Annotated in this window: 20 protein-coding genes and 1 tRNA gene; 5 read left to right on the top strand and 16 right to left on the bottom strand. The window is 59.8% G+C overall.

Annotated elements, in window-relative coordinates; genetic code table 11:
• Positions 1-209: 209 nt before the first annotated feature.
• Complete coding sequence (locus tag ACA064_RS01275; RefSeq protein ID WP_497671771.1) at positions 210-608, top strand: carboxymuconolactone decarboxylase family protein; 399 nt, start codon at positions 210-212, stop codon at positions 606-608.
• Between the two features lie 121 nt (positions 609-729).
• The gene (locus ACA064_RS01280; RefSeq protein ID WP_497671772.1) at positions 730-936 is read left to right on the top strand and encodes a hypothetical protein; all 207 of its coding nucleotides are present in this window, start codon (positions 730-732) and stop codon (positions 934-936) included.
• Positions 937-955: 19 nt separating this feature from the next.
• Here ACA064_RS01280 and ACA064_RS01285 read toward each other — a convergent pair whose 3' ends face one another.
• The gene (locus tag ACA064_RS01285) at positions 956-1,444 is read right to left on the bottom strand and encodes a SixA phosphatase family protein (RefSeq protein WP_497671773.1); all 489 of its coding nucleotides are present in this window, start codon (positions 1,442-1,444) and stop codon (positions 956-958) included.
• Between the two features lie 155 nt (positions 1,445-1,599).
• Here ACA064_RS01285 and ACA064_RS01290 point away from each other — a divergent pair, with 155 nt between their 5' ends.
• Together ACA064_RS01290 and ACA064_RS01295 are read left to right on the top strand one after the other, a co-directional pair.
• On the top strand, positions 1,600-1,917 hold the full coding sequence (locus ACA064_RS01290) for a transcriptional regulator (RefSeq protein ID WP_497671774.1): 318 nt from the start codon (positions 1,600-1,602) through the stop codon (positions 1,915-1,917).
• On the top strand, positions 1,907-2,191 hold the full coding sequence (locus ACA064_RS01295) for a helix-turn-helix domain-containing protein (RefSeq protein ID WP_497671775.1): 285 nt from the start codon (positions 1,907-1,909) through the stop codon (positions 2,189-2,191). The genes ACA064_RS01290 and ACA064_RS01295 overlap by 11 nt, the downstream gene beginning before the upstream one ends.
• 257 nt (positions 2,192-2,448) lie before the next feature.
• Here ACA064_RS01295 and ACA064_RS01300 read toward each other — a convergent pair.
• The 11 genes from ACA064_RS01300 to ACA064_RS01350 all read right to left on the bottom strand — a co-directional run bounded on the left by ACA064_RS01300 (position 2,449) and on the right by ACA064_RS01350 (position 14,010).
• Positions 2,449-2,524: transfer RNA gene (locus ACA064_RS01300), tRNA-Thr, on the bottom strand.
• 201 nt (positions 2,525-2,725) lie between these two features.
• Positions 2,726-2,947 (bottom strand): formate dehydrogenase subunit delta, encoded by a 222-nt coding sequence (locus ACA064_RS01305; protein ID WP_497671776.1) that lies wholly within the window; start codon positions 2,945-2,947, stop codon positions 2,726-2,728.
• A complete protein-coding gene (fdhF, locus tag ACA064_RS01310) occupies positions 2,944-5,832 on the bottom strand; it encodes a formate dehydrogenase subunit alpha (protein ID WP_497671777.1) in 2,889 nt (962 codons plus the stop codon). Before fdhF ends, ACA064_RS01305 begins: the two co-directional genes overlap by 4 nt.
• Positions 5,829-7,391, bottom strand: a complete 1,563-nt coding sequence (locus ACA064_RS01315; protein WP_497671778.1) for a formate dehydrogenase beta subunit — start codon at positions 7,389-7,391, stop codon at positions 5,829-5,831. The genes fdhF and ACA064_RS01315 overlap by 4 nt, the downstream gene beginning before the upstream one ends.
• Positions 7,388-7,864, bottom strand: a complete 477-nt coding sequence (locus ACA064_RS01320) for a formate dehydrogenase subunit gamma (protein ID WP_497671779.1) — start codon at positions 7,862-7,864, stop codon at positions 7,388-7,390. Before ACA064_RS01320 ends, ACA064_RS01315 begins: the two co-directional genes overlap by 4 nt.
• 387 nt (positions 7,865-8,251) lie before the next feature.
• Positions 8,252-9,490: a nucleoside deaminase gene (locus ACA064_RS01325; RefSeq protein WP_497671780.1), complete on the bottom strand. Its 1,239-nt coding sequence runs from the start codon at positions 9,488-9,490 to the stop codon at positions 8,252-8,254.
• Between the two features lie 308 nt (positions 9,491-9,798).
• Entirely contained in the window at positions 9,799-11,028 is a 1,230-nt protein-coding gene (locus tag ACA064_RS01330) for a methyltransferase (RefSeq protein ID WP_497671781.1), read from the bottom strand.
• Positions 11,009-11,698 (bottom strand): ABC transporter permease, encoded by a 690-nt coding sequence (locus tag ACA064_RS01335; RefSeq protein WP_497671782.1) that lies wholly within the window; start codon positions 11,696-11,698, stop codon positions 11,009-11,011. The genes ACA064_RS01330 and ACA064_RS01335 overlap by 20 nt, the downstream gene beginning before the upstream one ends.
• A complete protein-coding gene (locus tag ACA064_RS01340) occupies positions 11,695-12,390 on the bottom strand; it encodes an ABC transporter permease (protein WP_497671783.1) in 696 nt (231 codons plus the stop codon). The genes ACA064_RS01335 and ACA064_RS01340 overlap by 4 nt, the downstream gene beginning before the upstream one ends.
• A gap of 80 nt (positions 12,391-12,470) precedes the next feature.
• Positions 12,471-13,223 (bottom strand): ABC transporter substrate-binding protein, encoded by a 753-nt coding sequence (locus ACA064_RS01345; protein ID WP_497671784.1) that lies wholly within the window; start codon positions 13,221-13,223, stop codon positions 12,471-12,473.
• A gap of 13 nt (positions 13,224-13,236) precedes the next feature.
• Entirely contained in the window at positions 13,237-14,010 is a 774-nt protein-coding gene (locus ACA064_RS01350) for an ABC transporter ATP-binding protein (protein WP_489358751.1), read from the bottom strand.
• A gap of 553 nt (positions 14,011-14,563) precedes the next feature.
• Here ACA064_RS01350 and gabP point away from each other — a divergent pair.
• On the top strand, positions 14,564-15,955 hold the full coding sequence (gene gabP / locus ACA064_RS01355) for a GABA permease (RefSeq protein ID WP_497671785.1): 1,392 nt from the start codon (positions 14,564-14,566) through the stop codon (positions 15,953-15,955).
• Positions 15,956-16,041: 86 nt separating this feature from the next.
• Here gabP and ACA064_RS01360 read toward each other — a convergent pair whose 3' ends face one another.
• From ACA064_RS01360 to ACA064_RS01375, 4 genes are all read right to left on the bottom strand, one after another.
• Positions 16,042-16,500, bottom strand: coding sequence for a hypothetical protein (locus ACA064_RS01360; RefSeq protein WP_497674149.1), 459 nt, complete (start codon positions 16,498-16,500; stop codon positions 16,042-16,044).
• 155 nt (positions 16,501-16,655) lie between these two features.
• Positions 16,656-17,057, bottom strand: coding sequence for a hypothetical protein (locus ACA064_RS01365; RefSeq protein WP_497671786.1), 402 nt, complete (start codon positions 17,055-17,057; stop codon positions 16,656-16,658).
• A 49-nt stretch (positions 17,058-17,106) separates the two neighbouring features.
• Complete coding sequence (locus tag ACA064_RS01370) at positions 17,107-18,072, bottom strand: alpha/beta hydrolase family protein (protein ID WP_497671787.1); 966 nt, start codon at positions 18,070-18,072, stop codon at positions 17,107-17,109.
• Positions 18,073-18,188: 116 nt separating this feature from the next.
• Complete coding sequence (locus tag ACA064_RS01375) at positions 18,189-19,436, bottom strand: O-antigen ligase family protein (RefSeq protein ID WP_497671788.1); 1,248 nt, start codon at positions 19,434-19,436, stop codon at positions 18,189-18,191.
• Positions 19,437-19,440 lie beyond the last annotated feature (4 nt).

Consider the following 19,440-nt stretch of genomic DNA (forward strand, 5'->3'; position numbering starts at 1 on the left):
GGCGCCTGAGCCAACCGCTAATTTTGATAACTCCAGGTACTTAGTGGTACGTCATTGCGCCAAAAAAATCTAAATCCATCCTGTTGTTTCTACGATGTTTAAGAATTCATTACTGGAGTTGTCCTACTGCCGGCTCTGGCATGGCCGCCAGCGAACTAAACTAGTTATATCTCTGGAGCAGATGTCTCTATAGAGGCAGGAGGTGTCAAATGGCCATTCAAGATACCTATCGGGAAATTGAACAGACCCTAGGTCAGGTACCAGAGTGGATTAAGCAGATGCCGGAAAGCGGAGCGAGCGGATTCTGGGGCGTGGCCCGGGACTTCTGGCTGGCGGATACCAAGATTCCTAATAAGTACAAGGAGCTGATAGGTCTGGCGGTGTCCGGGGCGACCCGTTGTAAGTATTGCGCCCTGTTCCATACCGAAGCCGCGCGCTTGTTTGGCGCGAGCGACGAGGAGATTTCCGAAGCCAGCTTTATGGGCGCGTTGACCATGATGGGCAGCACCTTTATTAACGCCCAGCAGATCGACTACGAGCAGTTCCGGCAGGAAACGCTGAGTATCGTCCGGTATGTCAAAGATCACTCGCAATCCAAAGCCGCTTAAGCCGTTGCGCGAACCTGCCCTTCGCCAGCTGACGAAGGATAAGTTGATTGCAATCACCAGCGATGGTCCTCGGACCACCGCTCGGTGGCAAGCGGCTGTGCTGCGAGCCATCAGCGAACTCATGCAATACAGCGATACCGCCCGCGAAGAAAACCAGGACCTGCGCATTCCCTTCGCCAAAGCACTCCATGACCTCTATGCGGGACAGAAGTCCGACGCCGAGTTGACGGAAATGGTGTTGCTGATGCTGGAAGTGGAAACCGCCCCCTTTCTCGGCGAAGGGCCCCAGGCGGGAGCGGCATCCGAACCCCCGCGTTCGCAAGGGTGATGACTTTTCCAGAATTTCCCTAGGATTTTTTTGGATAGTCGAGCGCCACTTGTGCGGGCTCGATCTCGCCGATTTCTGACCACGACTTCGCATCGAACCTGAACTCGGCGACGGCGCACGTTGGCATGTCGGTGATCTCGCTGGAGAGCCGGTGCGCGAGTTCGACCAACGCGGGGTTATGGCCAAAAATCATCACTGACTTCAGCCGGTTGCCCAGCGTGCGGATGACCTCGAGCAGGTCATTCGCCTCGACGGCATACAGCCGATCGTCCACGACTATGTCTTTGCGCCGGTAATCGAGTTTCCTGGCGATGATCTTCGCCGTCTCGAGCGCACGCACGGCCGGGCTCGACAGGATCAGATCGGGCTTCAGATCGCGCTTGGCCAAGCGCTCACCGATCTTGGGCGCGTCGCGTCTGCCGCGATCGTTCAATGGGCGGTCTTTGTCGGGCTGCGCAGCGTCATCCCAACTCGACTTGGCATGGCGAATGAGAAATAACATTTTCATACCGCCTCCGGTATCCACGGAAAATCCAACCAAAGGGGTCGTAGTGATTAATCTAAATTAAATCACCACACCGTCTTATCGGGGCGCTGCGCACCACGCTTCATCAGACGAACGTGCATTGCCCAGCTGTACGGCTACGCCGTATAGTCGAGTTCATGTTTACTATTATCGAAACCGAAATTTTCAAGCGGTATGCTGAGTCCATCTGGGACGATGGCGAACGTCATGAATTCATTGCGTGGCTGGCGGTCAATCCGTTGGCCGGCGATGTTGTTCCTGGTAGTGGAGGCTTGCGTAAGGTTCGTTGGTCTCGTCGCGGGATGGGCAAACGAGGTGGTACACGTGTCATTTACTACAACACGCTTTCTGAAGGCTCTATTTGGTTGTTAATCGCTTATACCAAGGCGAAATTCGACAATTTACCCGCAGCCTTCCTCAAGCAGCTGAAGGAGGAAATCAGCAATGGACAATGAACTGGAACAGTTCCAGAAGGACTTGCTGGACTCTGTGCGTCAAATGAAAGCCGGCAATGGCGCCCGAGTGACGAAAGTGCAGCTGTCGGCTGCTGCCGAAGCGCGGGCGAAAGTGGGCGTTTCTCAAAATGCGTTTGCCAAACTGCTTGGAGTCAGTTTGCGAACGTTACAGGACTGGGAACAAGGCCGGCGGCAACCTACGGGAGCGGCGCAGACGTTGCTGCGAGTTGCAAGCCAGCATCCCGAGGCGTTGCGGGACCTGCAAGCGGTTTAAGATAAGAAGGAGCAGGTTTATTTTTGGTGAGTGACGCTGTATCAAAAATAACTCTGAGATTTATCTGGCCGGCCTCCCCACCTCACGGAGGTGGCGTGGCCTGCGATGTTTTCCCGAGGCCGCCGGATTCGTGTTGGGGCCGAAGATCAAAAGATCGCAGCCTTCGGCAGCTCCTATGGGGGGGGTATGTGCAGCCGTAAGATTTCTGGATTGCAGAAACAACAAAGGCCCGCATTTCTGCGAGCCTTCGTTTTGTATGGTGCCGGCACCAAGAGTCGAACTCGGGACCTACTGATTACAAGTCAGTTGCTCTACCAACTGAGCTATACCGGCGTGTTGGGCGATGATTATAGCGATTGGTTTGGTTCTGTAAACCCCTGAAATCTGACTATTTTTGCGTGGGCCGTGTTGACGCTTTGCGCTTGGGTGTGTGTGGGTACTCCGCGCCCTCGAATGGCCGACTTTAAAAGCCTCTGGAACGCCCCTTGGCCTGTGAAATCAGGCCAAGGGGCGTTCCCAAGGGATCGTGTGAATCTAAGCCTCCCAACCCGCCCCACTTACCGCCGCCTGCACCAGTGGGTGCAAGTCTGCTCCCTGATGCGCCGTCTGCCAGGCCAGCAACTCCTTGCGCATGCCGGGTGTCCAGAACATCTGCAGGTGATTACGCACGCCGAGCACGGCCTGTTGCTGGTCCGGTTCGCCGGCGAAGTACTGGGCGATCTGGTTGGCCATTTTGATCAGGTTGGCGGTGCTCATCGGCGTACCTCGGCTTTTGTTCCGGTGGTGCGTGGCTGGCGGCGTTCTTTGAGCAGGCGGTGTTGTTCGTCGCTAAATTCCTGGAAGCGTTTTTGCCACTCGGAAGGGTGGTAGACGCGGCTGACTTCCACGGCGGTGACCTTGTACTCCGGACAGTTGGTGGCCCAGTCGGAGTTGTCGGTGGTAATGACGTTGGCCCCCGATTCAGGGAAGTGGAAGGTGGTGTACACCACGCCTGGGGCGACCCGTTCGGTGACCCGCGCACGCAGTACGGTCTGTCCGGCGCGGCTGCCGATGCCGACCCAGTCACCTTCGTTGATGCCACGGCTCTCGGCGTCGGTCGGGTGGATTTCCAGGCGGTCTTCGGCGTGCCAGGCGACGTTGTCGGTACGCCGGGTCTGGGCGCCGACGTTGTACTGGCTGAGGATGCGCCCGGTGGTCAGCAGCAGGGGATAGCGATTGTTGACCTTTTCCTCGGTGGGCACGTAGCCGGTGAGCATGAAGCGCCCCTTGCCGCGCACGAATTCCTCGATGTGCATGGTCGGCGTGCCGTCCGGTGCCGCGGCGTTGCACGGCCATTGCAGGCTGCCGTGGCGATCCAGTGAGGCGTAGCTGACGTGGCTGAAGGTCGGCGTCAGGCTGGCGATTTCATCCATGATTTCTGACGGGTGCTGGTAGTTCATGGGGTAACCCAGGGCGTTGGCCAGGGCCACTGTGCCTTCCCAGTCGGCCTTGCCGCCCAGAGGTTCCATGACCTTGCGCACCCGGGAGATGCGCCGCTCGGCGTTGGTGAAGGTGCCGTCTTTTTCCAGGAACGAGCTGCCCGGCAGGAACACGTGGGCGAACTTGGCGGTTTCGTTGAGGAAAATATCCTGCACCACCACGCATTCCATGGCCGACAGCGCCGCGGTGACGTGCTGGGTATTGGGGTCGCTCTGGGCGATGTCTTCGCCCTGGCAATACAGGCCCTTGAAGCTGCCGCCCAGGGCGGCCTCGAACATGTTGGGGATGCGCAGGCCCGGGTCGGGTTGCAGGGTGACGTTCCAGGCCTGTTCAAACTGCGCCCGTACCACCTCGTTGGAGATGTGCCGGTAGCCGGGCAGCTCGTGGGGGAAGGAGCCCATGTCGCAGGAGCCCTGAACGTTGTTCTGCCCACGCAGCGGGTTCACGCCCACGCCTTCGCGGCCGATGTTGCCGGTGGCCATGGCCAGGTTGGCGATGCCCATGACCGCGGTGCTGCCCTGGCTGTGCTCGGTGACGCCCAGGCCGTAGTAGATCGCCGCGTTACCGCCGGTGGCATACAGACGGGCGGCGGCACGGATGTCGGCAGCGGCTACGCCGCAGATGGCGCCAAGGACTTCCGGCGAGTTTTCCGCGCGGCTGACGAACTCGCTCCAGTGGGCGAAATCGCTGCCCTCGCAACGGGCGTCGATAAAGGCCTGGTTGAGCAGGCCTTCGGTGACGATGACGTGGGCCAGGGCGTTGAGCATGGCGACGTTGGTGCCCGGGCGCAGGGCCAGGTGCAGTTCGGCGCGGGCATGCACCGAGTCCACCAGGTCAATGCGTCGTGGGTCGATGACGATCAGCCGCGCGCCTTCACGCAGGCGGCGTTTGAGCTGGGAGGCGAACACCGGGTGGGCGTCGCTGGGGTTGGCACCCATCACCAGGATCACGTCGGCCTGCATCACCGAGTCGAAACTCTGGGTGCCGGCGGACTCGCCAAGGGTTTGTTTCAGGCCATAGCCGGTTGGCGAGTGGCAGACCCGCGCGCAGGTGTCGACGTTGTTGTTGCCGAACGCGGCGCGCACCAGTTTTTGCACCAGGTAGGTTTCTTCGTTGGTGCAGCGGCTGGAGGTGATGCCACCTATGGAGTCGCGGCCGTATTTTTGCTGCAGTCGGCGGAATTCGCTGGCGGCGTAGGTCACCGCTTCATCCCAGCTGACTTCCTGCCAAGGGTCATTGATGTGCTTGCGGATCATCGGCTTGGTGATGCGATCCGGGTGGGTGGCGTAGCCCCAGGCAAAGCGCCCTTTGACGCAGGAGTGGCCGTGGTTGGCCTGGCCGTTCTTGTCTGGAACCATGCGCACCACCTGGTCGCCTTTCATCTCGGCGCGGAACGAGCAGCCCACGCCGCAATAGGCACAGGTGGTGATCACGCTGCGTTCGGGCTGACCCAGTTCGACCACGCTTTTTTCCATTAGGGTCGCGGTGGGGCAGGCTTGCACACAGGCACCGCAGGACACGCATTCCGAGTCGAGGAAGTTCTCGCCACCGGCTGCCGCGACCCGGGATTCGAAACCGCGCCCGGTGATGGTCAGGGCAAAGGTGCCCTGGGTTTCTTCGCAGGCGCGCACGCAGCGGTTGCAGACGATGCACTTGCTCGGGTCGTAGTCGAAGTAGGGGTTGGAGGTGTCCTTCAGGTCGGCCAGATGGTTGTCGCCTTCATAGCCGTAACGCACTTCCCGCAGGCCGACCTGGCCGGCGACGGTTTGCAGCTCGCAGTTGCCGTTGGCCGAGCAGGTCAGGCAGTCCAGCGGGTGATCGGAGATGTACAGCTCCATGACGTTACGGCGCAGGGTCGCGAGCTTCGGCGTCTGGGTATGCACGCTCATGCCTTCACTGACCGGCGTGGTGCAGGACGCCGGGTAGCCGCGCATGCCGTCGATCTCCACCAGGCACATGCGGCAGGAGCCGAAGGCTTCCAGGCTGTCGGTGGCGCACAGTTTGGGAATGGTGGTGCCGAGCAGCGCGGCGGCGCGCATCACCGAGGTGCCTTCGGGCACGCTGATGCTGCGGCCGTCGATGTTCAGGGTGACTTGCACCTGGCTGTCGCGGGCCGGGGTGCCCAGATCGATATCGGTGTTCGGGTCGAAGAGAGTGATCATTGGTCGGCCTCCGAGGGCTGCAGACCGAAGTCGGCGGGGAAGTGCTTGAGGGCGCTGGCTACCGGAAAGGAGACCATGCCGCCCAACGCGCACAGCGAACCGTATTGCAGGGTGTCGCACAGGTCCTTGAGGATGATCACCTGCTCATCACGACCGCTTTGGTTTGGCGCGGCCAGCAGGCGGTCGATCACCTCCACGCCCCGGGTCGAGCCGATGCGGCATGGGGTGCATTTGCCACAGGATTCCTCGGCGCAGAACTGCATCGCGAAGCGCGCCATGCGGGCCATGTCCAGGCTGTCGTCAGCCACCACCACTCCACCGTGACCGAGCATGGCGCCGATGGCGGCGAAGGCTTCGTAATCCAGCGGAGTGTCGAATTGCCCTGGCGGCACCCAGGCGCCGAGGGGGCCGCCAACCTGGGCGGCCTTCAGCGGCCGGCCACTGGCGGTACCACCGCCGTACTCTTCCACCAGTTCCCGCAGGGTCAGGCCAAAGGCCCGTTCCACCAAACCGCCGTGACGAATATTGCCCGCCAGCTGGAAGGGCATGGTGCCCAGGGAGCGGCCCATGCCGTAATCGCGATAGAACTGCGCGCCCTTGGCCAGAATCAGCGGCACCGAGGCCAGGGTCAGCACGTTGTGCACCAGGGTCGGCAGGCCGAACAGGCCCTGCAAGGCGGGGATCGGCGGCTTGGCGCGGACGATCCCGCGCTTGCCTTCGAGAGAGTCCAGCAGCGCGGTTTCCTCACCGCAGATGTAAGCGCCGGCACCGACTCGTACTTCCATATCGAAGGCCTGGCCGCTGCCGCCGACATTGGCGCCGAGGTAACCGGCGGCCCGGGCGATTTCCAGCGCCTCGCGCAGGGTGGCCACGGCCTGTGGATATTCCGAGCGCACATAGATGTAGCCGTAGCTGGCTCCGACGGTGAGACCGGCAATGGCCATGCCTTCGATCAGCAGGAAGGGGTCGCCTTCCATCAACATGCGGTCGGCGAAGGTGCCGGAGTCGCCTTCGTCGGCGTTGCACACAATGTATTTCTGCGCAGCCTGGGTGCCGCGCACCGTGCGCCATTTGATCCCGGCCGGGAAGGCCGCGCCGCCACGGCCACGCAGACCCGAATCGAACACTGCGGTCGCGGTCTGCTCGCCGCCCAGGGCAACGGCCTGGGTCAGGCCTTCGAAGCCGCTGTGGGCCCGGTAATCCTCCAGGGACAGCGGCCGGGTAATGCCGGCGCGGGCGAACAGCAGCCGTTGTTGAGTCTTTAGATAAGGCAACTGTTCCACCGGGCCCAAGGCCAGTGGATGGGCGGACGGCTCGCCTTGCAGCGCATCGAGCAGGGACGGTACATCGGCAGCGGTCAGCGGGCCGAAGCCGATACGGCCTTGCGGGCTGTCCATTTCCAGCAGCGGTTCCAGCCAGTACAGGCCACGAGAGCTGGTGCGTTGCAGGTCCAGCGGCAGATTGCGTTCCCGGGCCTGAGTGGCAAGGGCCACGGCCACCTCATCGGCGCCCACGGCACGGGCCAGGGAATCAATGGGCAGATAGAGGCGCGGCATCATGCGTCCTCCCGGCAAGCGTCGAGCAGGGCATCCAGGCGCTCGGCGCTGAGCCGTGCATGCACCTGGCCATCCAGCTCCAGGGCTGGCGAGCAGGCGCAGGCGCCGAGGCAATACACCGGGCGCAGGCTGATGTTGCCGTCGGCGCTGCTGCCGTGGTCGTCCAGTTGCAGGCGTTCGCGCAATTGCGCTGCGAGCTGCTCGGCGCCGCGGCTCTGGCAGGACTCGGCCCGGCACAGACGCAGGATATGCCGGGCCGGGGGCGCGGTGCGGAAGTCATGGTAGAAGCTGATCACCCCGCGAATCTCGGCCTGACTCTGATTGAGGGCGTGGGCAATCTCGGGGATGGCGGCATCGGGGATGTAACCGATGCCCTCCTGAATCTCATGAAGGATCGGCAACAGTGCGCCGGGGGAGCCCTTGTGGCGCTCCAGCAGGCTGTTGACCATAGGCAGGTGCAACATCTCATCAGGCATACAGCATTCCTCACGGTCACGGACAAACCAGGCGGTTGTCGGTCGTCCGAAAGTGTCGGCTGCGGCACTCACACCACGTCACGGTATCGTGGCATTTTCAGGCCGTTGGCCAGGCACCCTGAGCGGGCATCTTGTTGGGCCCGGTGCGGTCTTTGCCGCACCTCTTCAGGGCATAACAGGCAGCTTGCCACGCTGCCTTGGATTCATCTGCACCAAAGCGACGTGTTCGATTCTTTCTACGACTACCCATTAAGTCTAGAAGAGCGCAGCCCAAGGCGTCGTCCCGGAGTGGAGCGGCGCAGTGCATCAGCAGCGAGTTGGGGGGGATGGTTTAAGCCTGATCCGCTGAATCACTCAGGGATCAGGCTTTGAGCTTTACTCCGCGCTCTACACGCCGTTTTTGACCGCGTTGATCAGGTCCTGGCTAAGGACTTGATTCGGTGCCACTTGAACGCTCTGGGTATAGAAGGGTGGCAGGTTCTGGGCCAGGGTCGCCAGCGCCTGAGGCGTGGTATTGCCCGGTAGCAGCACGTATTGCAGGTTCGACGGGTAACTCTGGGGCACCGGGCCTTCCATGGTCGAGCCGTAGGCGCCGAAGGTCATCACGGCTTGCGGGGTGGTCGGGTCAGGGGCGTAGAGGAACACGAAGGTGCCGTATTTGGGGTGCGTCAGGTATTGCTCGGCTTGTGCGCGGACCAGCGGGTCCGGGTCGTTCATCAAGGTCCAGCGCATGACGGCGTAGCTGCGGGTGGTCTCCATGAACGCGGTACGGATCGGTGATTCGTTTTCTACTCCGCCGAGGCACACCAGCAGATTGCCGAAGGGGTCGAGCAAGGCCACGGAGTTGAAGACATCGGCTTTTTGCGCGGTCTGCAGCAACGGCGGGGCCAGTTCCGCGCCGGGGTCTCGCGGGTTGAGCGAGGTGACGGTCAAGGCGTAGGGGCTGAGCTTGGTCAGCGCTTTGCGCACCGGACTGTTGGCCGGGAGTGTCGCCGGGTTCTGCAGTTGCGAAGGGTCCAGGCCGCTGTTGTTGCTGGCTTCGCGCACCGTATTGACGCTGGCGTCGAAGATTGAAGCGGTGAGGTAGTAGCTCGATGAATCGATACCCTGACCGCCGAATGCCGGCTTCGTCGAGCCCTGATAGGCCCGGTTGACCGGGGCGCCGATGGCGTAATAGGCCCAGGTGTTTTGCGCCTGCTGACGAATCTGCGGCGGCAGGGACGGGAAGTTGAACAGGCTGTTGTAGTTGATCCCGGCGTAGGTATCGATCGCACTGACGGCGACGTTGAAGCCGGCGGTGAGCAGCGAGCCGGCGCACATGGCGCAAGGGTCCAGGGTGGTGACGACTGTCAGTTGGCTGGGCGGCGGGAGGTTCAGCGCCGCTACGTGCTCGTAATACCAGTCGACCAGTTGCCGCTCGCCGTGGGCGGTCGGGTCGTGAGGCAGGAAGTAGGTGGTGTTGCCCAGGAAGGGCATCAGTACGTTGTTGTGCATCGCGACTATGACTTCGCCGGTCGCGTTATCGATGATGGCGCCGCCGACGGCGAAGGTTTGCTGTATGGCGGCGAGAATGGCCTGATCGGCGACGGTATCTACAGCTTCCTGTGCACTGTTCACTGTGCTCATGGTGTTCCAGCTCCTTGCTGTCCTTGCGCCAGACCATTCTGGCGTTTGAAGACAATAGCTCAGCTTTTCCATGCCGTTTATGTTGTTTGGCTCGAATGCTTATGCACAACTGGCCGGTCGTAATCGGGATTTATAAGTGATTTTTTGGATCCGTCCCCATCCCCGCGCAACTGGCTGTTTTTTAGGTTTTTTATTAAGTGATACAAAATTGAACGGTTGTTGTTTCAGCGCTGAAACAGCTCTGGTATTGGATCCGGGAAATTTTCATCAACAGAGTTATCCACAGGCTGGAGGATAAACGCTGGTGACTATTTGCGCTCGGCCAGGAGCATCAGGTTGCGCGGTGTCAGTGGGGTTTCGCAGAACAGCCCGAGACGTACGCCGTAACCTTGCTCTTGCAGAAATAAGGCGCGATCGAGCACCAGCCAGAGTTCCAGGGGGCGCCGAAACAGGCCTCGCACCAGCTCCAGATTGCGGACGTGGGCCAACCGCTGCCAGCCTGCCGCTTCCAATGCCAACCAATCCTGTTCGCTTGTGGATAACTCTTTGAGGGCGGCGAGGTCACGGCAATAGTCGGCGAACGGCTTGTCCAGCCAGGCGCTGGGCAATGAAGGCGTCGGCAGGTATTCGTCGCAGCCGCGCAGTTCCCGTTGCAGCAGATCAAAGGCCAGGCGCCGAGCCATTGAGGTGTCACGCTGACGCCGTACACGAGCGCCAGCGGTGACGGTTTCGCTGAGGGGCAGTGCCAGGTCATCCAGCGATAGCCGCAGGCCTGATGCCTTGGCTGCACTGGACAGTGCCTGGTACTCATCGCTCTGGATGCGGTTATAGCAGCAGGGTGCGATAGCCAGTTGCTTGCAGCCTGTGGCGCTGGCGAGTTGCATCAGGCGCACGTGCAGGTCGCCGCAGGCGTGCAGGGCGACCGGTGTTTGCCCGGTGCTCAGGCGCGAAACGGCGTCATCTGCCAGAACGTCCTGTTGTACGTGGGTTGCGGGCAGTCGGTGGCGTTGGCTGAGCTGCTGACCCGAGGCGATCAGCGCCGGGTCGTATTCCAGGCACGTCAGTTGTTGCCCGCTTTGTAGCAGGCGTCGACCCAGATGGCCCTTGCCAGCGCACCAGTCGAGCCAGTGGGTGGGTGTTTCAGCAAACTGCAGACAACCGGCGAAGGCCTCGATCTGCTGCCATTTGCGCCCAGGTACATCGACGTTCAAGCGCCGGGTGGCAGAATCGAGCGGACGGCTGGGCAGATCACCAACAGCGCTGAGGGCGACCGAGCTGGCCGCCAGCGCAGCAAAGGGTGCCGGGGCATCAAGGTGGTGTGGCTGGTTGTGGCTGGCTTCGGCGTCGTCCAGCGAACGTTGGCGCAGCCAGTGGGCCAGCTGGGGATGCTGCGCTTCCCAGGGCAGTTGCCGATGGGTAAAGGGCCGCGGTCGCCACAACGCCTGATGCTCGATGAGGAATGCATCCAGGGCCTTGAAGCGGGCGAGCAGCTGCTCGCCCTTCAACACCTGCGCCAGATCAGCGTCCCTGGCAGGCATCGACCCGCAACCAGCGCTCCAGCAGCTTGAAGCCGCGTACCAGGACGTAGGCCATCAACAGGTAGAACATGCCTGCGGCGAAGAAGATCTCCACCGGCAGATAGGTTCGCGCAATGATGGTCCGGGCCATGCCAGTCAGTTCCAGCAGGGTCACGGTACTGGCCAGGGCGCTGGCCTTGAGCATCAGGATCACTTCGTTGCTGTAGGCCGGCAAACCTATCCGCGCCGCACGCGGCAGGATGATGTAGAACAGCGCCTTGGGCCGGGACATGCCCAGGGCCCGCGCGGCTTCGATCTCGCCAGGTGGAATGGCCTGGATCGCGCCGCGCAGGATCTCGGCGATGTAGGCCGCCGTGTGCAAGGTCATGGTGGCCGTGGCACACCAGAACGGATTACGCAGATAAGGCCACAGGACGCTCTCGCGTACTGCGTCGAACTGCGCCAGTCCGTAGTAGACCAGGAACAACTGCACCAGCAGCGGCGTGCCACGGAAGAAGAAAATGTAGGCGAAAGGCAGGGCTTGTACATACCAGCGTCGCGACGAGCGAGCGATGCCCAGCGGAATGGCCAGCAGCAAGCCGAGGATGACGGCGATGGCAACCAGTTCCAGGGTCAGGGTTGCGCCCTGGGCCAGTTTCGGCAGCCATTTGATGATCACTTCCCAGTTCATTGCGTGCTCCTTGCGAAGCCGCGAGCGGCGCGTCGTTCCAGAAAGTGCATGCCGGTCATGGCGAGAACTGTCAGGCCCAGGTACATGAAGGCCGCAACCATATAGAAGGTGAACGCCTGTTTAGAGAAGTTCACCGCGATTTGCGAGTGACGCATGATCTCTTCCAGGCCGATCACCGATACCAGCGCGGTGTCCTTCATCAGGATCATGAACAGGTTGCCCAGCCCCGGCAGGGCGATGCGCCACATCTGCGGCATGATCAGCCTGGTGAAGATCCGGAATTTCGACAGGCCCAAGGCTACGCCGGCTTCACGATGGCCTTTGGGGATCGCCAGAATCGCACCGCGGAAAACTTCCGTTGCGTAGGCGCCAAAGCACAAGCCAAGGGCGATCACACCAGCAGTGAAGGCATTGAGTTCCAGATCGGGATTGCCGAAAAATTCGCCCAAGGCACGCATCAGGTTGACGGTGCCGAAGTAAATCAACAGTACCCAAAGCAATTCCGGGATACCGCGAACCAGCGTCGAGTAAGTGCCGCCAAGCCATTGCAGCGGCTTGTACGGGGAAGTCTTGGCCAAGGCGCCGAGCAGACCGAGTACCAGCCCCAGGCACAATGCCGAGAGAGCCAGTTTGACGGTCATCAGCGCGCCAGCGGCGAGCGCCGGGCCGAATCCGTAGAGATCGATATTCATGGAGTTCTTTTTTTAGATCGTGGCGGGCTTTGCCAAGGTCCGTCACCGCTCGATTGCGGTGACGGACAGGCAAGTCAGTATCAATAGATGCTGAACGGGAAGTACTTGTCGTTGATCTTCTTGTAGGTGCCGTCAGCGACGATTTCTTTCAGTGCGGCGTTCAGCTTCTCGCGGATCGGGTCGCCTTTGCGTACGGCAATACCGATTTTGTCGCTTTCTTCAACCGGGTCACCCTTGAACTCATATGGCTTGCCGGCGTCGCTTTTGAGCCACTCGTAGTTGACGTACTTGTCAGCCAGGATTGCGTCGACGCGGCCGGAGATCAGGTCCAGGTAGGCGTTTTCCTGGGTGTCGTAGAGTTTGATATCGACTGCGTCACCCAGGTTGTCTTCCAGCCAGGTACCGGCCAGGGTCGCACGTTGGGCGCCGATGACTTTGCCTTTCAGCGAGGCCTTATCGGTCTTGAAGTCGGCGTTGGCTTTAGGCGCGATGAATTGCAGCTTGTTCGAGTAGTACGGTTCGCTGAAATCGACGGCTTGCTTGCGCTCGTCAGTGATCGACATCGAGGAGATCAGGAAGTCGAACTTCTTCGCGTTCAAGGCCGGGATGATGCCGTCCCAGTCGGAGGTGACGATGGTGCACTCGGCTTTCATTTTGGCGCACAGAGCGTTGCCGATATCGACGTCGAAACCGACGACCTGACCGCTGGCATCTTTATTGTTGAACGGCGGGTAGGCCGCTTCGATGCCCATTTTCAGGGTTTCGGCAGCAGCTGTGGCGCTGAACGCCATGGTAACGGCAGCGGCCAAGAGGAATTTTTTATAGCTCTGCATGCGTGTTGCTCCGTTAGCGGTTGCTGGACATGAATTGTTTGCAGCGCGCCGAAAGCGGGTTTTCGAATACCTGCTGTGGCGATCCTTGCTCTTCGATCAAGCCTTGGTGAAGGAACACCACTTCACTGGAAACCTGACGGGCGAAGCCCATTTCATGAGTGACCAGCAGCATGGTGCGGCCTTCTTCGGCCAGCGCGCGGATCACATTAAGTACTTCCTGAACCATTTCCGGGTCAAGGGCCGAAGTCGGCTCATCGAACAGAATGACTTTGGGTTGCATCGCCAGGGTCCGGGCAATTGCCGCTCGCTGTTGCTGACCGCCGGAGAGTTGGGCGGGGTAGGCGTGGCGTTTGTCAGCGATGCCGACCTTGGCCAGCAAGGCTTCGGCAACTTCGATAGCCTCGGCCTTGCTCTGCCCCAGTACCCGACGCGGTGCTTCGATGATGTTGTCGAGCACGCTCATGTGCGGCCAGAGGTTAAAGTTTTGAAATACAAAACCGATTTCGCTGCGCATGCGGTTGATCTGCCTGCCGTCGGCAGCGACCAGGTCACCGTTTTTCGCGGCTTTTAGCTTGAGTTCTTCACCGGCCACGAGGATCTGGCCCTGATGCGGGTTTTCCAGCAGGTTGATGCAGCGAAGGAAAGTGGACTTGCCGGAACCGGAGGAACCCAGGATCGAGATCACATCGCCGTCGCGGGCGGTCAGCGAGATACCCTTGAGTACCTCAAGCGTGCCGTAGCGTTTATGCAAGTTGCGGATTTCAAGCGCGGGCGTGGCCTCAGCCATGTGCAGTCCTCATTGTTCTGTAGCGCTCCTGCTTTTGGTGGCCTTCCTGGCGAGGCGGCCAAGCTAGCATAGCGTTTGAATGACAGCCAACAGCTCTACGGGGGGTAAACAGCCGGCATGTGGCAGGTTGTCGCATCGGCACAGCAGACTGTCGCGCCATCAACAACCGAACACTCGTTTGAATCTCTGTTGTGGCGGCTGCCGCGTAAAAAAGGGCGCGATGGTGCCAGCTTTGGCCGGGGGTTGGAAGCGCCGGTCAGCCAAAGGTTGCTAATGCGCACCTTTACTGGGCACGAACGACTTTTTCGGTGTGTTTCTGGTGCGGCATTTCGTTTCTGAAGTGAGGTGTTGGGTAACGCTGTGGCGAATAGCCATTAAACTCAATGACTTGCGATAACCGACCATTCATCTTGCGGGCCCCGTAGTCAGGGGTCTTGAAATATTTTGGCGCAAAACTTGCGTAAAAAATAAGGAACGCCCCGTTGGATTCTTTTTACGAGAAAGTCTGCAGACGGGGTGGACTGAATCGCTTTCACCCGCAAAGGTAGTTTCAATGAGCAGTACCCATAGCTCCAATGGTCTCGAACAGGGGCTTAAACCACGGCATGTGACCATGCTGTCGATCGCCGGTGTGATCGGCGCCGGACTGTTTGTCGGCTCCGGACACGCCATCGCCGCAGCCGGTCCCGCTGTGCTGTTGGCCTATGCCGCCGCCGGTACCCTGGTGGTGTTGGTAATGCGCATGCTGGCCGAAATGGCCATTGCGTCGCCGGACACCGGCTCGTTCTCGACCTATGCCGATCGGGCGATCGGTCACTGGGCCGGTTTCACCATCGGCTGGCTGTACTGGTGGTTCTGGGTATTGGTGATCCCGCTGGAAGCCAACGCTGCCGCGACCATCCTCCATGCCTGGTTCCCCGATGTGGCGATCTGGGCCTTCACGCTGGTCATTACTTTGCTGCTGACGGTGACCAACCTGTTCAGCGTGAAGAATTACGGCGAGTTCGAGTTCTGGTTTGCACTGGTCAAGGTCGTCGCGATCATTGGTTTTATCATTCTTGGGTTGCTGGCGATCTTCGGCTTCCTGCCGGGAAGCCAGGTCAGCGGTGTTTCGCACCTGTTCGATACCCAAGGCTTCCTGCCCAACGGCATGGGCGCGGTCCTGGCTGCGATGCTGACTACGATGTTCTCGTTCATGGGCACCGAAATCGTCACCATCGCCGCTGCCGAATCGAAAGACCCTGGCAAACAAATCTCCAAGGCCACCAACTCGGTGATCTGGCGGATCGGCTTGTTCTACCTGGTGTCTATTTTCATCGTCGTGGCGCTGGTGCCGTGGAACGACTCAGGCCTGGCGCAGGTCGGTTCCTACCAGACCGTGCTCGACCGCATGGGCATTCCAAACGCCAAGCTGATCGTTGATCTGGTGGTGTTGGTCGCTGTAACCAGCTGCCTGAACTCGGCGTTGTACACTGCCTCGCGCATGCTCTTCTCCTTGGGCAACCGCGGTGATGCCCCGGCAGTCGCGAAGATCACCAACAACAGCGGCACGCCGTACTGGGCAGTGATTCTGTCCACCGCGGCAGCCTTCCTCGCGGTATTCGCCAACTATGTGGCCCCGGCTGCGGTGTTCGAATTCCTGCTCGCCAGTTCCGGCGCCATTGCCTTGCTGGTGTACCTGGTAATCGCCGTGTCTCAACTGCGCATGCGTCAGAAGCGCATGGCTGTCGGCGAGAAGATCGACTACAAGATGTGGCTGTTCCCGGGCCTGACTTACGCGGTGATCGTGTTCATCGTCGGGGTGCTGGCGATCATGCTGTTTCAAGAAGCGCATCGCGTGGAAATTCTTGCCACTGGTGTTCTGAGCATTCTGGTGATTGCAGCCGGCATTATCGTTGCGCATCGTCGCAAAATCGAGAAGCGTGGGGTGGTGGTGTTGAGTTGATGGTTTGATTCGAACCGCTTAACCGAAACGGCCGCTGTCAGAAATGACAGCGGCCGTTTTTACTTCAGGTGCTTTAACGAATGGGATTACTCGTCCGTTTTCAGCGCTATATCGAGCATCTTCTTATAGCTGTCCAGCGCGGTCCCGAAATCAGCGATGACTTCAGGGTCTTGAAGCCAGAGCTGGGCTTGCTCGCGATCAATGCCGTCGGCCCACATGCGGTAATCAATCAGCATGTCCGCCGCCAGGTGGGTGGCAGCCATCGCCTCGTTCTCGGCATTTTCCATGTCCAGCAGATCCGGCTGGTTGTCGATAATCTTGCTGAGCGACATGAGCATTCTCACCAGCATGTCTACGCGATTGGTGGTCTCTTCTGCGTCTTTCATGAAGAGGAACATCTCCAGGATGTCCGCCGGAATTATCTCATCGTCCAGGCCGGTCGGCTCGTCGTACATTGCCGTGGGTTTTCTGATGCCCATGCGCAGTTGCTTGGCTTTGGTCTTCGCGCGTTTGGCGCGTTTCTGTTGTTTGTTCAGGGATGCCATTGGTTTGGTCGTTTTCAGAGAGAGATTGTTGAGCATTAAAACGCAATATGGAGGATCGATAAATCATCCGTCTGTAAGGTTCGGTCAAACGGAAGGAAAAGGCGATAGACGAAAACGACTGCCGTCAATGATGACAGCGGCCGTTTTTGGTCGGGTTACGACTTCAGCAGCGCGTCCGACGCAGCAACATAGTCAGCCTGGAATTGCGGGCTCTCGATCCAGGCAAGGGCTGCGGCCTCGTCCACCTCAGTCGACCACTGGCGATACTCGATGAGTGCCGCCAGGATGAAGTCGGTCGCGCCTTCTTCACCTTCCTGCTCAAGCACCAATTCGAGCAGAGGGTCTCCCAGGAAAGCCGCGCACATGGCTTGTTGGCTGGTGGTTTCGGCGGCGCGCATTTTCTTGAACAGCTCGGTCAGATCCACCGATTCAAAGTCGATTCGATCGTCATTCGGGTCCAGCGCTTCGACTGCGGCGGCTGCGCGTTGAGTTCGATTCTGCTTGGCCTTGGCTTTTGCGCGGGTGGCGCGTTTGTGTTGTTTGTTCGCGGATGCCATGGGCTTCGTTCCGTATTCCGTATGCTGTTGAGTAGGGCAGGCAGGTCAATCAGGTGCGTGGCATTAAGCGCCCAGGCGTACCTGGAGCAAGCTCGCCGTTTTGCAACCAGGACAATGCAATGGGCCATAGTGTGGCTTGGTACGGGCTGCGAAAAAAGGCGAAATGTCCGATTTCCACTTCGCCAATGTCTTGCGGGGCGATTCGCAGGTGCGAGTTTGAGCTGGCCTTGAAGTAGCCAAGCAGTCGCTCGATGGCCGGAACAGTGCCATAGGGATCGTCACTGAGGCTGATGGCAAGTGTTTGCGCCTTGACCGCGTGGAAGGGCAGTTGCTCGAGCAAGCGCCCGCTGGGACGCCTCTCATACAGGGCGGTCGGGGTGCTCCAGTCCCGGACCACGCCAGCGGGAGTGTCTTCAAGCCAGCCCAGGCGCTTGCCGGGGAAGTAGCCGTAGAACACCGTCACCAGCGGCATCAGCAGGTGCCATTTGCAGAACATTCGCCAACGGGTGGCCGGTGCGTAGTCGCGCCAATAGGCGAACTGTGCGCCTACGGTCACCAGGCGTCGGATCAGGTGCCCCGAGCTACCCAGTCCGGCCGCGCAACCGCCAAAGCTGTGCCCGACCACATCTATGGGTTGACCTGGAAATTCCCGGGTCGCCCGTTGCAGCATGGCCTCGAAATCGAGTGCGCCCCAATCCGTCCATGATGCGTTGAAACCGCGTAAGGAGGCCGGTCGTGACTCGCCGATCCCCCGATAGTCGTAGGTGATGACGTCGAAGCCGTTGGCAAACAGGTAATCGGCGAAGCGAAAGTAATGTCGGCAGCGCACCGAGGTCGCCGCGTTGATCACCACCACAGGGCGTCTGATATCCGTCTGTGGATGGCGCCAGGTGAAACCGCCGAGGATGAAACCATCAGCGGCTGCTTCATTGAATGATTCCCCGGGTTTCGTTTTGGGAACAGTCTGCGCAGTGGTGGCCCCGAGCTCCGACGCAGGCGTGGTCTGCTGGTTCATGAGTGCTGGAGTCCCCTGTGCTGTTGATGTATTCACCGCAGGAGTCAGAAGCTAACAAATTCCCGGCAATAAAAAACCTCAGGGAAACACTCTGGGGTTTTTTCAGTGCGAGCTCGTCAGGTAAATGGACGATTTTCAGATCTGTGGTTAACGGAGGCGGTCCTTTGATCGTGCTGTTGCGGGCGCAATCGGGTCGCTGCCAATAAGGCCAGAGGGATCCAGATTAAAAACCAGTGCTCCTTGGGGCGGGAAAAAAATGCACTGCCTTCGGTGAGGCCGGCCATAAAGCCATAGACCACCAAGGTGGAGGCAATCAGCACGCAGGGTTGGTCGCGATGTTGCCAAGCGTAAAACATGGCATAGGCATACATCATTAACCACAGCGTCAGGCCAACCACGCCACCCTCGAACAGTACGCCGAGTTCTATGTTGTGTGGATCGGCCAGCGCATAGTGAATCCCTTCGATCCAGAAGACTTGCGGGTGGGTAAAGCCCAGGCCAATCCATGGGCTTGCCTGGATTTGCCGCAGTGCTTCAGCCCAGATCGCGGGGCGGTAGGAGACCCCGCGGGCCATTAAATCATCCGATTGCGGTAGCAATTGGGCGGCAACGACGAGGGCAATCGCCATGGCAATGACCAGCCACAGTCGATGTTTCCATTGTGCGATGGCCATCCACAGGAGGCAGCCGGTCATGGCCATGATCGGGGTGCGCGATCCGCTAAAGATCAGCAGTGCCCAGAGTACGGCCATGGCGCCCAGAGGTAAAAGTGCGGTCGATTTACTGCCTAGATACCAGCTGCTCAGCCAGTAAGCGCAAAAAAAGCCAAATACATGGGAGCTAAGCAACGGGTTGTATAAGGCGCCATAACCACTGAAGCGGCCACCTTCTTCACAATAAAAGAAATAAACCAGTGAGGCGGCGGCACAGACTACGGCAAGAATCGCTGCCAGCCTGGTCATGTCGTCAAGTCGGTCGGGGGATTTTAGGGTGATCAGCATTGCGGCAAACAGCAGCATCAAAATGTAGAGCGGGCGTTTACTCATGCTCAGGGGTGTTTCTTCGGTGCCGGACCATTGCACCGAAATCAGTATGTAAGCCGAGAACAACAGGAACAGTCTTATCAAAGGTGAGCTTAATAGTTGTTTGAGCAGCTGTGGGGCGAGGAGCAGAGCTATCAAGGTCGGCGCGGCAAGCGTGAGGTAGTAAAGTTTGTGATACAAGGCGCGATCACCGACCCAGAACATCCCGCTGAGCAAGGCAAGCCAGCCGATGGGAAGCCAATACAAAATAAGCCAGGTAGAAATTTTTCCAGCCTGAGCTGAACCCCGATGGGTCGCTTTCAGTGATTGTGTGGTTGTCATTCAG

This window comes from Pseudomonas sp. LBUM1658 (assembly GCF_059716055.1).

Bases quoted from the DNA above. Each gene is read 5' to 3' on its own strand.
- fdhF (WP_497671777.1), bottom strand. From the start codon at position 5,832: ATGATCACTCTCTTCGACCCGAACACCGATATCGATCTGGGCACCCCG.
- ACA064_RS01285 (WP_497671773.1), bottom strand. From the start codon at position 1,444: ATGAAAATGTTATTTCTCATTCGCCATGCCAAGTCGAGTTGGGATGAC.
- ACA064_RS01295 (WP_497671775.1), top strand. From the start codon at position 1,907: ATGGACAATGAACTGGAACAGTTCCAGAAGGACTTGCTGGACTCTGTG.
- ACA064_RS01280 (WP_497671772.1), top strand. From the start codon at position 730: ATGCAATACAGCGATACCGCCCGCGAAGAAAACCAGGACCTGCGCATT.
- ACA064_RS01320 (WP_497671779.1), bottom strand. From the start codon at position 7,864: ATGCCTGATGAGATGTTGCACCTGCCTATGGTCAACAGCCTGCTGGAG.
- ACA064_RS01290 (WP_497671774.1), top strand. From the start codon at position 1,600: ATGTTTACTATTATCGAAACCGAAATTTTCAAGCGGTATGCTGAGTCC.
- ACA064_RS01325 (WP_497671780.1), bottom strand. From the start codon at position 9,490: ATGAGCACAGTGAACAGTGCACAGGAAGCTGTAGATACCGTCGCCGAT.
- ACA064_RS01335 (WP_497671782.1), bottom strand. From the start codon at position 11,698: ATGAACTGGGAAGTGATCATCAAATGGCTGCCGAAACTGGCCCAGGGC.
- ACA064_RS01330 (WP_497671781.1), bottom strand. From the start codon at position 11,028: ATGCCTGCCAGGGACGCTGATCTGGCGCAGGTGTTGAAGGGCGAGCAG.
- ACA064_RS01360 (WP_497674149.1), bottom strand. From the start codon at position 16,500: ATGGCATCCCTGAACAAACAACAGAAACGCGCCAAACGCGCGAAGACC.
- ACA064_RS01350 (WP_489358751.1), bottom strand. From the start codon at position 14,010: ATGGCTGAGGCCACGCCCGCGCTTGAAATCCGCAACTTGCATAAACGC.
- gabP (WP_497671785.1), top strand. From the start codon at position 14,564: ATGAGCAGTACCCATAGCTCCAATGGTCTCGAACAGGGGCTTAAACCA.
- ACA064_RS01370 (WP_497671787.1), bottom strand. From the start codon at position 18,072: ATGAACCAGCAGACCACGCCTGCGTCGGAGCTCGGGGCCACCACTGCG.
- ACA064_RS01375 (WP_497671788.1), bottom strand. From the start codon at position 19,436: ATGACAACCACACAATCACTGAAAGCGACCCATCGGGGTTCAGCTCAG.
- ACA064_RS01365 (WP_497671786.1), bottom strand. From the start codon at position 17,057: ATGGCATCCGCGAACAAACAACACAAACGCGCCACCCGCGCAAAAGCC.
- ACA064_RS01340 (WP_497671783.1), bottom strand. From the start codon at position 12,390: ATGAATATCGATCTCTACGGATTCGGCCCGGCGCTCGCCGCTGGCGCG.
- ACA064_RS01345 (WP_497671784.1), bottom strand. From the start codon at position 13,223: ATGCAGAGCTATAAAAAATTCCTCTTGGCCGCTGCCGTTACCATGGCG.
- ACA064_RS01275 (WP_497671771.1), top strand. From the start codon at position 210: ATGGCCATTCAAGATACCTATCGGGAAATTGAACAGACCCTAGGTCAG.
- ACA064_RS01315 (WP_497671778.1), bottom strand. From the start codon at position 7,391: ATGATGCCGCGCCTCTATCTGCCCATTGATTCCCTGGCCCGTGCCGTG.
- ACA064_RS01305 (WP_497671776.1), bottom strand. From the start codon at position 2,947: ATGAGCACCGCCAACCTGATCAAAATGGCCAACCAGATCGCCCAGTAC.